At 43.9% G+C, this 15,607-nt stretch carries 14 protein-coding genes; 5 read left to right on the plus strand and 9 right to left on the minus strand.

Annotated features, from left to right (window positions below; all coding sequences use genetic code 11):
* Nucleotides 1-412: 412 nt before the first annotated feature.
* A complete protein-coding gene (locus ACVBIO_RS04370) occupies nucleotides 413-919 on the plus strand; it encodes a DUF4124 domain-containing protein (RefSeq protein WP_447172069.1) in 507 nt (168 codons plus the stop codon).
* Nucleotides 920-1,004: 85 nt separating this feature from the next.
* Nucleotides 1,005-1,343, plus strand: coding sequence for a DUF4144 family protein (locus tag ACVBIO_RS04375; protein ID WP_447163152.1), 339 nt, complete (start codon nucleotides 1,005-1,007; stop codon nucleotides 1,341-1,343).
* A gap of 128 nt (nucleotides 1,344-1,471) precedes the next feature.
* On the opposite strand, the gene ACVBIO_RS04380 is transcribed toward ACVBIO_RS04375, so the two are convergent.
* From ACVBIO_RS04380 to mpl, 5 genes are all read right to left on the minus strand, one after another.
* Nucleotides 1,472-2,242, minus strand: coding sequence for an ABC transporter permease (locus tag ACVBIO_RS04380; RefSeq protein WP_447160982.1), 771 nt, complete (start codon nucleotides 2,240-2,242; stop codon nucleotides 1,472-1,474).
* Between the two features lie 2 nt (nucleotides 2,243-2,244).
* Complete coding sequence (locus ACVBIO_RS04385) at nucleotides 2,245-3,189, minus strand: ABC transporter ATP-binding protein (RefSeq protein WP_447172070.1); 945 nt, start codon at nucleotides 3,187-3,189, stop codon at nucleotides 2,245-2,247.
* Nucleotides 3,190-3,336: 147 nt separating this feature from the next.
* A complete protein-coding gene (gene hpt, locus ACVBIO_RS04390; RefSeq protein WP_447160935.1) occupies nucleotides 3,337-3,870 on the minus strand; it encodes a hypoxanthine phosphoribosyltransferase in 534 nt (177 codons plus the stop codon).
* Nucleotides 3,871-3,877: 7 nt separating this feature from the next.
* The gene (locus ACVBIO_RS04395) at nucleotides 3,878-4,531 is read right to left on the minus strand and encodes a flavin prenyltransferase UbiX (RefSeq protein ID WP_447160934.1); all 654 of its coding nucleotides are present in this window, start codon (nucleotides 4,529-4,531) and stop codon (nucleotides 3,878-3,880) included.
* On the minus strand, nucleotides 4,528-5,922 hold the full coding sequence (gene mpl, locus ACVBIO_RS04400) for a UDP-N-acetylmuramate:L-alanyl-gamma-D-glutamyl-meso-diaminopimelate ligase (RefSeq protein ID WP_447172071.1): 1,395 nt from the start codon (nucleotides 5,920-5,922) through the stop codon (nucleotides 4,528-4,530). The genes ACVBIO_RS04395 and mpl overlap by 4 nt, the downstream gene beginning before the upstream one ends.
* A gap of 374 nt (nucleotides 5,923-6,296) precedes the next feature.
* On the opposite strand from mpl, the gene ACVBIO_RS04405 reads away from it, so the two are divergent.
* The 3 genes from ACVBIO_RS04405 to ACVBIO_RS04415 all read left to right on the plus strand — a co-directional run bounded on the left by ACVBIO_RS04405 (nucleotide 6,297) and on the right by ACVBIO_RS04415 (nucleotide 9,284).
* Complete coding sequence (locus tag ACVBIO_RS04405; protein WP_447160932.1) at nucleotides 6,297-7,613, plus strand: anaerobic C4-dicarboxylate transporter; 1,317 nt, start codon at nucleotides 6,297-6,299, stop codon at nucleotides 7,611-7,613.
* Between the two features lie 128 nt (nucleotides 7,614-7,741).
* Entirely contained in the window at nucleotides 7,742-8,386 is a 645-nt protein-coding gene (bluB, locus tag ACVBIO_RS04410; protein ID WP_447172072.1) for a 5,6-dimethylbenzimidazole synthase, read from the plus strand.
* Between the two features lie 184 nt (nucleotides 8,387-8,570).
* On the plus strand, nucleotides 8,571-9,284 hold the full coding sequence (locus ACVBIO_RS04415; protein ID WP_447160930.1) for an oxidative stress defense protein: 714 nt from the start codon (nucleotides 8,571-8,573) through the stop codon (nucleotides 9,282-9,284).
* Between the two features lie 348 nt (nucleotides 9,285-9,632).
* On the opposite strand, the gene ACVBIO_RS04420 is transcribed toward ACVBIO_RS04415, so the two are convergent.
* The 4 genes from ACVBIO_RS04420 to ACVBIO_RS04435 all read right to left on the minus strand — a co-directional run bounded on the left by ACVBIO_RS04420 (nucleotide 9,633) and on the right by ACVBIO_RS04435 (nucleotide 15,275).
* Nucleotides 9,633-10,814: a porin gene (locus tag ACVBIO_RS04420; protein ID WP_447160929.1), complete on the minus strand. Its 1,182-nt coding sequence runs from the start codon at nucleotides 10,812-10,814 to the stop codon at nucleotides 9,633-9,635.
* Between the two features lie 236 nt (nucleotides 10,815-11,050).
* Entirely contained in the window at nucleotides 11,051-12,910 is a 1,860-nt protein-coding gene (locus ACVBIO_RS04425; protein WP_447172073.1) for a diguanylate cyclase, read from the minus strand.
* Between the two features lie 326 nt (nucleotides 12,911-13,236).
* Nucleotides 13,237-14,517, minus strand: coding sequence for an O-acetylhomoserine aminocarboxypropyltransferase/cysteine synthase family protein (locus tag ACVBIO_RS04430; protein ID WP_447160927.1), 1,281 nt, complete (start codon nucleotides 14,515-14,517; stop codon nucleotides 13,237-13,239).
* Between the two features lie 233 nt (nucleotides 14,518-14,750).
* Nucleotides 14,751-15,275 carry a DUF3087 domain-containing protein gene (locus tag ACVBIO_RS04435; RefSeq protein WP_447160926.1) on the minus strand — a complete coding sequence of 175 codons (525 nt, stop codon included), beginning with the start codon at nucleotides 15,273-15,275 and terminating at the stop codon, nucleotides 14,751-14,753.
* Nucleotides 15,276-15,607: the final 332 nt, after the last annotated feature.

Consider the following 15,607-nt stretch of genomic DNA (forward strand, 5'->3'; position numbering starts at 1 on the left):
TGCTAATTTAAGTATCGGCCCATAAGCATTTTGATGCTGTGCAATTTAACGGTTCACAACTTAGTTTTGAGCCGTTTTTTATTGCACAAACATCAGCAGAGCTTGCCAAAAATGGCCATTCTCCACAGTTACAGCACCAATCACTAGATTAAAGAACCATCAAGCAATAGCTCCAAAAATCATCAAGTTAATAACTCATCCCTGCCTGCTATATAGGAGTTATCGATACTTTTAAAGTGCAATTTTTTAGTGTCAAAAAACTGGTGTTTTCAGTCAACTTAAGCCATAGTACGCACGTTGTTAATTTTTAAGTACTATTGTTAATCAAAAACAACCTGCACGCTAAATCAACATAGATTTACTGATATCGACTAAGTACTGTTATCGACGGTCAATAAGGATAGTTAGCCGGATGGCGAGAGTAATTTTCACTTTAATTTGCCTGATTCTTACTGCTTCTGCACAGGCCAATAGTATTTTTAAGTGCATAAAAAACGACAAAATCGTTTTTAGTCAGCAGTCGTGTCCAAAAGAATTCCGTCAGCATAAAATCGAGTATCAGCTAGGGATCACCACTGAAATCGATTCAGATAAACGCACCAAAGTGCAAGATCCGCTACAAGCCTTACTTAACAAAAAAACCATCTCTAAAAAACGCTTACTTCAACTACTTGATAGCGAAGTGTATCGCCTACGCCAAGAAAACAGCTATTACGAAATACTCAGAGCCAGCGAATTGCAAAAACTTGAACGTGACCGTTATTGGCAGAAGAAACCACTTAATGATCCTGAATATGTAGCATCACTCAAAGAGATGAATCTACACTTCGACCAACTCGTGCAAGTTAACGCTGATGCCATTACCCTGCTTAGTGATAGAAAATCATTGATAGAACAAGAAACCACTGCAGCAAACTAAGCAGTGATTGCTATCATCTCTTACCTACATATTTAAACAACATCTTTTAATGGCCGCCCGAGTCGACGACAAGGAGACTTTTCAAATGGATATCCAATCCCTTAATTGGCCTATTTTGTTAAAACAAAAGCAGCAAGACGAGCTTTTCTACCTTGACTCTATAGATGACTATGCAGAGCAGACAAGCATGCTCGCTGAGCTTCACAACGCCATCTTTATCGATAGTGATGGCAAAAGCTATCAGCTAGATAAGAGTCATCACACGCCATGTTTGCATTTGTGTTCACCTCAAATCGATTTTGAGACCCTGATCCAATGGACACGTCTGCATGCTAGCCAAGCAGGACACTGCTGCACCAGTAAACTCAGTGCTAAGGATATAAGGTCATTGTTTGAGATTATCGCGTTTATCGAGCATCAATAAGCCAATACAAAGATCAATACTAATACCAACAGAAACAAAAACGCCAACAGCAAAACTGTTGGCGTTTTTTCAATCAGCATCTCAATTGCTATTATACCAATTGAGATGCTGTAAGCGCTCAGCGCTGATCAACTTCTAAGGCCAATGCCGCGAGAGATCAAGTAGTAAGCCACACTCCACAAACCAACACAGAACCCCACCATCACAGCTACAGATAAGGGGATGCTCATATCTGCGTATCCCAAGAAGCCATAGCGAAATACGTTGATCATGTACACAACAGGATTAAGTGCCGACACGCCTTGCCAGAAATCTGGTAGCAGTGACAACGAGTAAAACACGCCGCCTAAGTAGGTCAAAGGCGTTAAAACGAAGGTGGGTACAATACTGATATCATCGTAACTCTTCGCAAAGACCGCATTGATTAAGCCGCCCAAGGAAAACAGTATCGACGTCAGCAACACAGTCACGACCACTAAACCTGCATGATGAATGGTGATATCCACAAAGAACATCGCCACCATGGTGACAATAGCGCCCACGCATAAGCCACGGGCAACACCGCCGCCGACATAACCGGCGATAATCACATAATGAGGCACTGGCGCAACAATTAACTCTTCCAGGTTTCGCTGAAACTTAGCGCTGAAAAATGATGAGGCCACATTAGAATATGAACTGGTGATCACCGCCATCATGATAAGGCCTGGCGCGATAAACTCCATATAGGACACCCCGCCCATATCACCGATCCGCTTACCAACAAGATTACCGAAAATTAAGAAATACAGCGTCATAGAAATAGCTGGCGGTACTAGCGTTTGTACCCAAATACGGGTGAAGCGGTTAATCTCTTTGGTTAAAATACTTTTAAAAGCCGTGAAATACAGCGCATTCATATTCATTTCACATCTCCGCTATTTTTACCCTTTTCAACTAACTCAACAAACAGCTCTTCTAGACGGTTCGCCTTGTTACGCATCGATAATACCTGAATACCTAACTCGCTGAGTTGCACAAATACGCTATTTAAGCCCTGCTCTTTAGCCACATCAACTTCCAATGTATGGCTATCGCTAAGACGGCATTCGACGCCGACAAGCTGAGGCTCTATGCTCAAATCGTCTCTTAAATCGAGAATGAAGGTTTCCATATTTAGGCGACTAAGCAGCGACTTCATGCTAGTGCATTCCACCAGCACACCTTTGTCGATAATGCCGATATTACGACATAGCATTTCTGCTTCTTCTAAATAATGCGTAGTAAGAATGATCGTCACGCCCTGGGCGTTGAGCTCAGTTAGGAAGGTCCACATTGAGCGGCGTAACTCAATATCCACCCCTGCGGTTGGCTCATCGAGGATAAGCAGCTTAGGCTCATGCATCAATGCGCGAGCTATCATTAAGCGTCGCTTCATACCGCCTGAAAGCTCACGGGCAGCGCTATTGCGCTTTTCCCACAAATCGAGCTGACTTAGATATTTTTCGGCTCTAGCCATTGCTACATCGCGTTTTACGCCGTAATAGCCAGCCTGGTTAACCACGATTTGCAGTACTGTCTCAAATTGATTGAAATTGAACTCTTGCGGCACTAATCCAATACACAGCTTAGCCAGTTCTAACTCTTTATCGATGTCGTGCTCGAACACAAAGACTTTACCCGCGCTCTTTTGTACCAGTGAGCTAATCACGCCTATCGTGGTCGATTTTCCTGCGCCATTGGGTCCTAAAAGTGCAAAAAAATCACCTTTATTTACCGTTAAGCTGATCCCTTTAACCGCTTCTACTCCGCCTTTGTAGGTTTTTTTAAGAGAGTCGATAACGAGGGCGGCTTCTGAATTTGCCATGGTTATTTCAATCCATTTGAAAGATATATAAAAACTCCCGCGATTGCGGGAGTCGATAAGGTAATTACGTCTCAAAATGAGCACTCAAATCAGTATGCAATCACAGCCTAATTCCAATGCCTATTTTGTTACGTAATTGATACCTAGTTAGTCCTCTAACGGGACAACTTTAGCGATGTAAGGCAGGTTACGGTACTGCTCTGCATAGTCGATACCATAACCAACGATAAACTCGTCAGGGATAGTAAATCCAATGAAATCAACTGGTACATCTACTTCGCGGCGTTCAGGCTTATCAAGCAACGTACAAAGGGCTAGGCTCTTTGGCTCACGTAGCATCAGCATTTCGCGCACCTTGTTCAAGGTATTGCCTGAATCAATGAGATCTTCAACGATCAGTACATCACGCCCCTGAATTTCAGACTGTACGTCTTTAAGGATTTTTACGTCGCGGCTGCTACTCATCTCATTACCGTAGCTTGATACCGACATAAAATCGATTTCAACATGACCTTTAATACGTCTGCAAAGATCTGCCATAAAAACAACAGAACCTTTCAACAAACCTACCATCAATAGACGGTCGCTATCAGCATAATGAGCATTGATCTGCTCAGCCAAAATATCCAATTTTTGATTGATCTCTTCAGCAGTGATCATCACTTCAGTGGTGTGTTTCATAAAACTCTCAGTAGTCGATGTCGCTAACGTTATGTTTGTCATAACCCCAACGATTCGTTAGTGCATGGTTAACGCCCAAATGGTCAAGAATTCGGGCGACCATGAAGTCTACCAGATCTTCAACCGATTTGGGATTATGATAAAAGCCTGGCGCCGCGGGCATAATGGTCACACCGAGCTTTGAAAGTGACAACATATGCTCTAAGTGTATGGCACTAAACGGAGTTTCTCGCGGAACAACGATTAATTGACCACGCTCTTTAATTACTACATCGGCAGCTCTTTCAAGCAAATTATTACTCATACCTGTGGCAACGGCCGCTAACGTACCTGTGCTACAAGGGCAGATAACCATCTGCTTAGGTGCGGCAGAACCCGATGCAGGCGGCGAAAACCACTCCTCTTTGCCAAGTACAATCAGCTCACCGCCGACGTCACCAAACTGCGCCAGTAGCTGCATCTTGGCTTTATCGCCATTAGCGCTCAGCTGCAAGCCTTGCTCTGTAGCCAATACTACCCTAGCGGCAGAAGAGATCATCAAGAACACCTGATAATCACTTTTCAATAAGATCTCGAGCAGTCTCAGTCCGTAAGGTGCACCAGATGCACCGGTCCACGCCAGGCTGATCGACTTTTCTGCTTTACGGTATGTTGAAGTCATGACTCATTATTTACCTGTTTGCTGCGAAGCTTAGTAAGCAGCTTTTGATGTAAGCCACCGAAACCACCATTACTCATTACAATAATAGTATCAGTGCTAGTCGCTTGTGCTGCGACCTTATCAACAATCTCATCAATATCGAATAAGACCTCGACCGGAATTGAAGCAGAGCGCATTGCAGAACTCACATCCCAGTCGATATTGCCAGCTTGATACAGATAAGCATTACTCGCTAACGCTAATGAGTTAGCCAAGGTATCTTTATGTACGCCGCTTTTCATGGTGTTCGAGCGCGGCTCTAAAATTACTGTGACTTTAGCGTCGCCTACACGCGCACGCATGCCATTAAGTGAAGTCGTAATCGCTGTTGGGTGATGGGCAAAGTCATCATAGACTTCAATCCCATTAACCGTATCAAGCAGCTCCATACGACGCTTAGGCGGTGCAAACTGAGTTAATGCAGCAATGGCAGCCTCAGGTTTAACGCCCACATGTCTTGCTGCTGCCATCGCCATAACGGCATTCTCAATATTGTGCTGGCCGATTAATTGCCAATCGAGCACACCTTGTGATTCACCATCGAAGAAGACTTCAAACTTATGACCATCTTCGGTCAAATTTACCGCATACCAACCCTGTGAGCTTTGTGCAAGATGATAAGTCTCTTGCTCGCTCCAGCAGCCCATATCTATCACTTGTTGCACGCTCGCCGCATCGGCAGGCCATATAACTTTGCCTTCGCCCGGCACGGTGCGTATTACGTGATTAAACTGACGCTGGATCGCTTTTAAATCATCAAAAATATCAGCGTGATCAAACTCTAAGTTGTTAATCACTAAGGTGCGAGGCTGATAATGTACAAACTTAGAACGCTTATCGAAAAACGCGCTGTCGTATTCATCAGCTTCTACCACAAAGAAAGATGAACCACCAAGACGGGCTGACACCCCAAAGTTTTGCGGTACGCCGCCAATCAAGAACCCAGGCTCATAGCCACAATCTTCCAAAATCCATGCGAGCATGCTTGAGGTTGAGGTTTTACCGTGAGTGCCTGATACCGCTAGCACCCAGCGCTGAGGCAAAATATGCTCAGCTAAAAACTGTGGACCTGAGGTGTACTTAAGGCCACGATTTAATACCGCTTCAACACAAGGGTTACCTCGGCTCATCGCATTACCAATCACCACCAAATCAGGCGCGTCATCTTCACTGCTACCGAGCTGAGATGGATCGAAGCCTTGGATAAGCCCAATGCCTTGCTCTTCAAGTTGCGTGCTCATTGGCGGATAAACATTGGCATCACTGCCGGTGACTTTGTGCCCTTCTGCTCTAGCCAATAACGCTAGACCGCCCATGAAAGTGCCACAAATCCCTAAAATATGTACGTGCATACCAGTCACTCTGATGAATGAAAAATCTGCCTCATTCTACCCAATTGCGTGCCAGTTTGGCAGTTAACTCGCGTTTAAATCTGTTGAGTCACACTCGGCCTTAGCACGGCATAGCTCATTTAAACTATTTACACCAGATTAGTGCCGTGATTTCTCGCCACTATTTCTCGCCACAGGGGGCATGTGTAACTTCACAGTTTTTACCAAAACTTCGACAAATGATTGCGCCCTATCACCTTGCTGTCATCGCGCTATTTAAGCATTCGGTAACATACGGTATAACTCCATCTTAACAGCGAGCTTCAATGGCACGCTTTATCATTATCGCTCAGTCAATACGCCTGTTTGCGCAAAAATCCTAAAGGAACCCCGCTATGTTTTTCATACATATGCTCTTGTTGTTAACTGTAATTTTTGTGGGGATCCGCCACGGTGGTGTGGCCTTTGGTTTACTCGGTGGTTTAGGTGTTTCGGTATTAGCGTTTGCATTTGGCATTGCGCCAGGCTCGCCCCCTATCAATGTAATGTTGATTATTCTCGCTGTCGTTGCCGCATCAGCGACACTTGAGGCCACAGGAGGCCTCAAACTATTGGTTCGCTACGCCGAAAAGCTACTGCGCAAACACCCAAACCAAATCGTCTTTCTTGGCCCTCTTTGCACTTATTCATTGACTGTATTGGTGGGTACGGGTCACTCGGTTTACCCGCTATTGCCGGTTATCTATGATATCGCCTATAAAAAAGGCATTCGCCCAGAGCGCCCGCTAGCAATAGCCACTGTAGCCTCGCAGATGGGGATCACTGCTAGCCCAATTGCAGCAGCGGCAGCGGTCGTTATTGCCACCTCGATGGAAAACAATCTCGATATCAGCTTGGTTGACGTACTCGTCGTCACGATTCCGTCGACCTTAATAGGTGTGTTAGTCGCATCAGCCTGGAGCCTTAAGCGCGGTAAAGATCTGGATAAAGACCCAGAGTTTCAAGCGCGCCTTCAAGATGAAGAATTTAGAAATAGCCTAGTTGATAGCGAAGTTGAAACTGACGATGTAGCTAAATCAGACAGCACCGCGAAGAAAGGGTTAAGTATTTTTCTACTGGGTATATTGTCGGTTATTGCCCTAGCCATATTCAGCGAACAACTGCTGCCTGAAGGGGTCAAGATGTCGGTAGCAATTCAGTTTATGATGCTATCGGTTGGTGCGGTGATATTACTGGCGACTAAAATTGATCCGAAGAAAATCGTACACAGCAATGTGTTTATCGCGGGTATGACAGCGGTGATCATTATCTTCGGTATTGCTTGGCTAAGTGACACCATTATTGGTCATCACAAAGCGTATTTGATTGAATCAGTTAGCGATATTGTTCATGCCCATCCCTGGTCATTTGCCATAGCAATGTTTACCGCTTCGGTATTTCTTAAAAGCCAAGCTGCAACGCTGACCATCATGCTACCGCTTGGATTCTCATTAGGTATTCCCGCACCTGTTCTTATCGGTGTCCTGCCAGCTTGTTACGCATACTTTTTCTTCCCGTTCTACCCAAGTGACTTAGCCGCCATCAGCTTTGATAGAACTGGCAGCACCCATATTGGTAAGTACATAGTGAATCACAGCTTTATCATGCCAGGCTTTATCGGTGTGGTAACGGCAACGGTTATAGGCTACTTTATCTCTATGATGGTCAATTAGTTTTAAACTAAAATAAAGCTGATTTAGTAAACATATAGTTAAGTTCTAAGGCGTCATATTTTGTATATACGACGCCTTTTTATTATCTCGATTTCATGCAGAGAGCACTATTTCATGCAGATAACCCTATGAGCCGCCAATTTTCAACCGATGACAGCCTTTTACTTGCCGATATTATTCAACTAAGGCGCGATGTAAGAGGTAATCGCTTTCTAGCTACCGATATTGATAATGACATCATGGATAAGCTACTCAACGCCGCCTTAAATGCCCCGTCAGTAGGCTATTCTCAACCTTGGCAATTTGTAGTCATCCGCTCTGATAACGTTAAACAACAAGTACATCAATCATTTGTTAAAGAAAATGCCACTGGCGCTAAGCAGTTTAGCTCTACTAAACAGCATCAATATCAGAACTTAAAGCTTGAGGGGATCATGGAAGCCCCGGTCAATTTAGCCGTTTTTTATCAACCAGTCTCAAAGCCCGTGCTGGGACAGACCAGCATGCCTGATATGGGTCGATTTAGCGTAGTTTGTGCGATTCAAAACCTCTGGTTAATGGCTCGCTCACTCAATATTGGTGTAGGTTGGGTCAGCATCGTCGATCCAGAAGCCATTAAAACAATACTCAATGCCCCCAGCAATAGTGAGCTTATTGGCTATCTATGTATTGGCTATGTTGAAGATTTTCTCTCTGAACCTGAGTTAAAAACTGCTGGTTGGGAAAAACAAAAAAACAAGAGCCAGGTGATATTTACCGAGAGCTTTAACTAATACCAAGCGGCATAAAACTATCGAGATAAACTAAAGAACCGCTCTGCTAGAAAAACCACATTAAAAAAAACTAATTAAAAAAATAGTTAAAAAAATAAAACCCTTTTTAAAAATGACTACGTTTATACATAACAAGATAAACAAACCTTGATAAATCTCATCCGTTTTTACTTTTGGAGTCATTATGAAATCATCAATTATCGCAGCACTCATCTCAGGCCTTATTGCTTCAACTAGCATGATAAGTACCGCTCATGCAGCCGACGGCCTAGATTTTCCTAGCCTCAACACTGTAGGCACAAGCCAGCTCACCGTAAAAGCGGATATGGCAGAAGTTAATGTTGAAGTGGTGATTAAAGCAAAGACCGCACTGGAAGCCAAAACAGAATCAGATAAAGCCGTGGCTCGCTTTTTACAACGCCTAGAAAAAGCTGGCGTTAATAAAGAGCGAGTGCAAAGCGCCAATATCAGCCTACAACCGCAATACCGCTATGAGAAAGATAAGCCTAATCAGCTTACCGGTTATAGCGCTAGCCGCCGCATCAAGGTCACAGTGATGGATTTAGCTAAGCTTAATAGCATCCTTGATTCAGCCCTTGAGCAAGGGATAAACCGCATCAATAACATCGCGCTAAAGTCGAGTAAAGAAACGCAATATGTTGAACAAGCAAGAATGGCCGCGATAAAAGATGCCCAACAGAAAGCGAAGATGCTGGCTGAAGGGTTTGGGGAAAAACTCGATGGTGTTTGGCAGATTAGTTACTTTGAGCAGCGCCCTATTCAACCGGTAATGTTACGTATGAACTCTGAAGCAGCAAGCTTCGATGCAGCTCAAACTTACCAGCAAGGGCAGGTCGTGATCCAAGATAGAGTCGAAGTGACCTATCGCTTAAAATAGCCTTATTAGGTTAAATGAAGTAGAAAAAAGGCTTACCCAGTTTCAATTTCAACTAGGTAAGCCTTTAATGTTATTAAAACTATACCCAAACGACTTGAACATGCTCATTTCAGAGGCCTTGCGCGAGTTCAATTCTAGGCGTATTAGCGTAGGAATGGTAACTCCCTTTTAAGCTAGTGCAACAACGAAGTGGGCTTGCGCAAAGCCTTCTTCGATGGGGTTTAATGCACTTTCTGCTGCGTTATTGATCTTGCTAAGGGAACAACCATTAACTGCAATCAACGCCTTGCTTAAAGCGCATTAAATTCCCACTGAACCCTGCATCTTCAGGTGGCTTGAGTATATATACTACAGAATAAAGCGTACGCCTATTGCAACACCATCATCTTCAGGTTTACCCATCAGCTTTTCTTGCTCTTTATTAGTACTGTCAAAGTTACTCAAATCTTTACGGCCTTCAAGATAGAAAATAACACTGTTTTGCCAAATATAGTGCCCGCCGGCAACGAGTGATTCACGCTCAAAAATATCACCGTTATAAGCGTCTTCATATTCGTCACCCGCCTTTAAGATGTTGTACGAGATAAATACCTTAAAGTCATCTTCAAATAGGTAGGAGAAAAGTGACTCTAGACCCGTTGCATCCGGGATAATCCGCCCAATATTATCGGTATCATGGTATTGCTGTTGATTGGCATTTAATGCCGCATAAAACCCGTCGTCGTCCCATGCTCCCCAGGTAACACCGCCACCATAAATATAATCAGTTTCGGTTAGTCGCGAACCATTAGACGATCTCGCTTTAAACTCACCAAAGTTGGCACCAGCAGTGAAGGTCAGCCTATCGGTTGCATCAAGAGTCAGGCCTGCACCGTAGGTATAGTTATACTCAACATGAGTGACTGTTGCAGGAGTCGTTACCATTGCCGCTACTTGGTCTACCGGTTCGATAACATCGAAGGAGTCATCTTTTAACTGTGCCTGCAACGCAAAACTAAACATACCAAAGCTGTTACGGTACTGCAGTGCTTTATCGGCACGGCCCGTACCATTAAAGGAGCCATCTCCTTGATAAGTGTATGTACCAGATGCATTACCATCCCATACAAAGCCATAGTTAGTATTATAAACAACGTCATACCATGCCCCCCACTGCTTACCAATAGCGAGGGAGCCAAGCTTGTCATGACTAACACCGACATAGCCTAAGCGATTGCTCAGAAAGTTATCAGTGGTGGTTTCAAAGAAACTTTCACTGCTATATGACAGGTTCGTATCACCAAAAGGGTTTACCCCCCACTCGAGCTTAGCGTAGGCCTTCCAGTCATCAGACATCTCACGTGTAAAACCAATATTGACTCTAGAGCTACCGTTTACGACTTGAGTCTGTCCTTGGGTATCGATAATACGTGCATCAAGGTAGCCGCCAATTCCTATGGAGTTTTTATCATCTTTATAGATTTCAACAGCGAAAGCCGATGGCGTTAAAGCCAATGTGGCAAGGGGTAATATTGCTAGCGCTTTTTTCATGGGATCTCCAACCTTGGTTATCTATTCATCAATCCGTTTAGCGAACATCCTAACTGAAATAGTCTCGCGCTCTAGCACGAATAAAATTCAGCTCTCGCTAAATAAAAAACATAGCAAACAAATGACTTAATACAAGTTTTGGCAGACTTAATCACTTGAAAACAGTGAAATAGGCTTATACTCATTCAGTCACGGGGAAACATGTGGAATATGATAGGGGAATAGTGGTTTCGAACTTAAGCGTAACTCTGGATAAAGTACACCGCATTCTTGCCTGAAAATTTGGCCTTATAGAGTCCCTTGTCCGCCTGATTAACTAGCTCTGTTAAACACCTTTGCTGCTCAGTTAACGCCGTAACACCAATACTCACGGTCAACTCAATAGTCACATCGTCAAATGTATACGCTTGAGCGGCAATCCCCTCACGCAAACGGTCGGAGATCTGCATCGCCTCCTCTTGACTTGTCTCTGGCAAGACAATTAAAAACTCTTCACCACCAATTCGGCCAATTAAGTCTCTCTCTCTTAGCCAACGAGCACCACGTTTCGCCACCGCTTGAATGGCGAGATCACCAACATAATGGCCGTATTGATCATTAATGGATTTGAAGTTGTCGATATCGAAAATGATCACCGCTAAACGTCGCTGCTTCTTAAGCGCTTTATCGACCATACGCTGCCCAAGGCTAAAGGTATGCGCGCGATTAGCAATCCCCGTTAGAAAATCGGTTTGTGCACTAAGCTTAAAGGCTTTGCGTGATTGCCACAAAAACAAGATTGCGATCAGAAGGACTGTGGCCACTAAGAAGAAGATGCTTAACCTTAAGTCATAGATGCGCTCTTTATCGACCACCGCCGCTAAACTCAGCTCATTAATCGCTAGCTTGTTCGCTAGCAGTAGATTCTCGAATTCAGCGACTTTAGAGTTATGATCTAAGGCTAAATCAATCACTTCATTATCAATAATCTGATTATTAGTTTGCCGCTCTTGATCGATCACTTCTAGCAAGATGTTTACCGCAGTTAAGTAATGCTGCTCATCCAAGGCAATAATCGCATTAGCCTTTAGCGTCAAACTGGTCATATTTTTAGGGAAACTACGGTCTTGTTTAAAAATACGCGCCATCGCCGCTGCTCTTTCAACATCTCCGGTTCGCAAATAGGCTTCGGCTAAAAACAGGTAACCACTACTAATAAAGTACTGTTCTTGAGTGGTTTGTTGCAAAGATAGCGCTTTTTCTAAGTGCTCAATCGCTGTGACATACTGGTGTGTTGCCAGTGCAACTCGACCTGCATTAAGCTGGGCAAAAAAACCAAAGTCGATAAACTCTGGCGCCGACTCCGTTAATTTAAATTGCTGCTCAATATTATGCTTTGCCTTGTCCCAGTCACCGAGCTTAACCGCTTCACTAATCATATTGTGCTGCATGTTAAACATATCTTGAATATCGTCTATCTCACTCCATGTTTGATAGGCTTTTTCAAAGTTGCTATAGCCACGTTTATGTAAACCGACCGTACGGTAAAGCGACCCTGTAGCGTTATAAATCATCGCCTTACGGTTATAATTAGTATTGGCTTCAGTTTCAATAAGCAGCATAGCTTCATCAAGCAAGGCAATGCCTTGATGAACATTGGTAACCTTGTTATAGCAAAAAGCATTTTGGGTCAGTGTTTTGGCTAGGAGCTCTTTATCGCTTTGTTGTCGGGCCAATACCAAGGCTTTTTTTCTGTCGACGCAATAAACCAGGGGATCGTTGCTCTTTAAGTAGAGAGCAAAAGAGCGCTCTAGGTAACTGTCGATCAAAACGTTAGATGCACCAAGCGGCTTTGCGATGGCTATAGCTTGATCGTAGCGGGCAATCGCTTGATCAAGTTGACGGTTTTTTTCATATTGCTGAGCATACAAAAAATGCAGTTGGGCTTGGTCTTGAATACTGGCGTGAGTAAAATTTAAATCGAAACTATCAAGAAGGGTCAGTCCATCGGCCGTAGAAGCGTCAGCAAGCTGTTGCTCTAAAGATTGTAATGATTGTGATACTTGCGCGCATATACCCGCTACAGAGGCCAAATAAGCCACTGTAAAAAGTATCATTGTCTTTAGCCATTTTGTTGCAACAAGCACTGCCAACCCAGGTTCTTTTACAAAAATCCTTAACCAGCTTAACACAAACACCTATCCTGTATATAGGCTTGATTTAATAAGGACTTATCATTAGAAGCCCCCCTTTACATAGCCCATATTTTTTATGCTAAAACAGCAGAAAATCGCTTCATATTAATATCAATAAGCAATGAAGATAACGGTAAATATCAATATTAAACACACAAAAGGCTAGCGACCTGCGCTAGCCTTTTGTACTGAATCGACACCAGCAAGAACATGACGGATTAACGCTTCACTACAGCTTGTTCTGTACATTAACTCGCTTTATCTAGTGCCTGCGCCACGTCGCTAATGATGTCATCAATATGTTCGATGCCCACTGAAATACGCACTAAATCCTCTGACACCCCAGCTTTGGCTAATTCTGTTGCATCCAATTGCCTATGAGTGGTTGAAGCAGGATGACAGGCTAAAGACTTCGCATCGCCAATATTAACCAATCGCAAAATCATCTGCAGTGCATCAATAAAGCGCCCCCCAGCCACTTTGCCATCATCGGCCTTTATTCCAAAACTGATGATCCCTGATGCCTTACCACCTGTAATTTTATGGCAGTTATCCTGAAACGGGCTATTTTCAAGCGCAGCATAGTTCACCCAGCTCACCTTGGGGTGCGACGCTAAATACTGAGCTAAGGCCAAAGCGTTGTCACAATGACGCTCCATTCTTAACGCCAAGGTTTCTAGCCCTTGTAACAGCAAGAAAGCGCTCTGAGGCGCTAATGCGGCGCCAGTATTACGCAGCGGCACAACGCGGCAACGGCCAATAAAGGCTGCCGGACCGAATGCCTGGGTATAAACCACACCATGGTAAGACGGGTCGGGCTCATTGAGTAGCGCAAAACGCTTAGGCTGCGCTGTCCAGTCAAACTTGCCACTATCGATAATTGCGCCGCCAATAGTGGTGCCATGGCCGCCGATGTATTTAGTCAAAGAATGGATAACGATATCTGCACCATGTTCAAATGGTTTACACAGCACAGGCGTGGCAACCGTGTTATCTACAATCAAGGGCACACCGTGCTTGTGAGCAATGGCAGCTAAACGCTGTAGGTCAACAATATTGCCCGCAGGATTGCCAATCGATTCGCAAAATAGCGCCTTGGTTTTATCATCAATCAATGCATCAAGCTGCTCGAAATCATCAAAGCCCGCCATACGTACTTCAACACCTTGACGCGGCAAAGTATGAGCAAACAAGTTGTAGGTGCCGCCATAAAGCTGGCTGGTGCTAACGATGTTGTCGCCCACTTCGGTGAGCGCTTGAATCGCATAGGTAATGGCCGCCATACCCGATGCAAGTGCGAGGGCACCGATGCCGCCTTCTATCGCCGCAAGGCGCTGTTCAAGCACATCAGTCGTTGGGTTCATGATGCGAGTGTAGATGTTGCCAGGCACTTTTAAGTCAAAGAGGTCTGCACCATGCTGGGTATCATCAAAGGTATAAGAGGTCGTTTGATAAATTGGAACCGCTGCAGCCTTGGTGGTCGCTTCCGATTTATATCCGTGGTGCAGAGCTAAAGATTCGAGTTTCATCGCGTCATGTCCTATTCCATTTGATTGAAATACGAACATAACAGTTAGCCATCTAGAAGTCTAAATAATTTTAAAGCCCGAACTTTAAAGCTAAAGTTTGAAAGCTAGAGTTTTAAAGCTAGAGTTTTAAAGCTAGAGTTTTAAAGCTTGGGCTTAAACTCAAAGTCGCCTGCATTGTAAACGCGACTCGATGGCCCAAGCTGCCCCAATGGTGCAGAGCTAATACAGCAATCTTAAATCTTATCGAGTATTTCCGGCTCAAACTGCTCAGGCGTAATGGTTAACCCTAACGCTGCTATCTTTTCATTTAGCTGCGCCTGATCTTGCTCTACTTTGGATATCGTCAGTGTGTTGTCATCGAGGGTGTAAACCTGCTTTAAGCTAGCAAAGTAAAAACTCAAGATGATAAACGCATTGGTGTCATCATTGTCTGCTGCTGCTTTTATCTTGGCTAATTTTCGATAAATTTGGTTATGTAACTGCTTTAAACGCCAAACGTAATACACTTCTTTGAAAAACGGCTTTTGCTTTTGACTATTGAGCACCGCACTGCAGGTGGCGAGTGCTAAAAGCACACCAATAAAGTTTAAATGAAAATTCCCGGTTGATTCACCACTCGCTGACACTGGAGCACCAAAAAAGTGGATCAGCAACGCGCCAAAAGCTAGCGCCAATATTGCCAAACTTGCCACGAACCCCATGATCACTAGGTTAGTGCTCTTACGATAGCTTTGCTTATCAACTTCCATCAATTGCATATGGGTTCTCTTATTTAAAGTCGTTATTTAGCCGATGAATAATGCCATGGCCGCGATGAGTAAAGTATATTGCAAGTAGCGCTTAGCCGCTAAAACTAAATATTAAAATGCTAAATGAAAGCACGCTAGCAATATACCCAGCATCATATGGAGTAGTGTCTAATTGGTAACGAGCCTCGACTACTTAAGCCACACCTAAATAACCCAACCGAGTTCACAAGTTTCATTAATTACTCGATTAGCGGTAAAAACATCTAGACGTCTAAATTGACAGACGTCTTTCAATCTCATATCCTCTCAACTATTGAGATGTACCATTCTATGATTTAGCT

Source organism: Shewanella sp. 0m-8 (assembly GCF_052977265.1).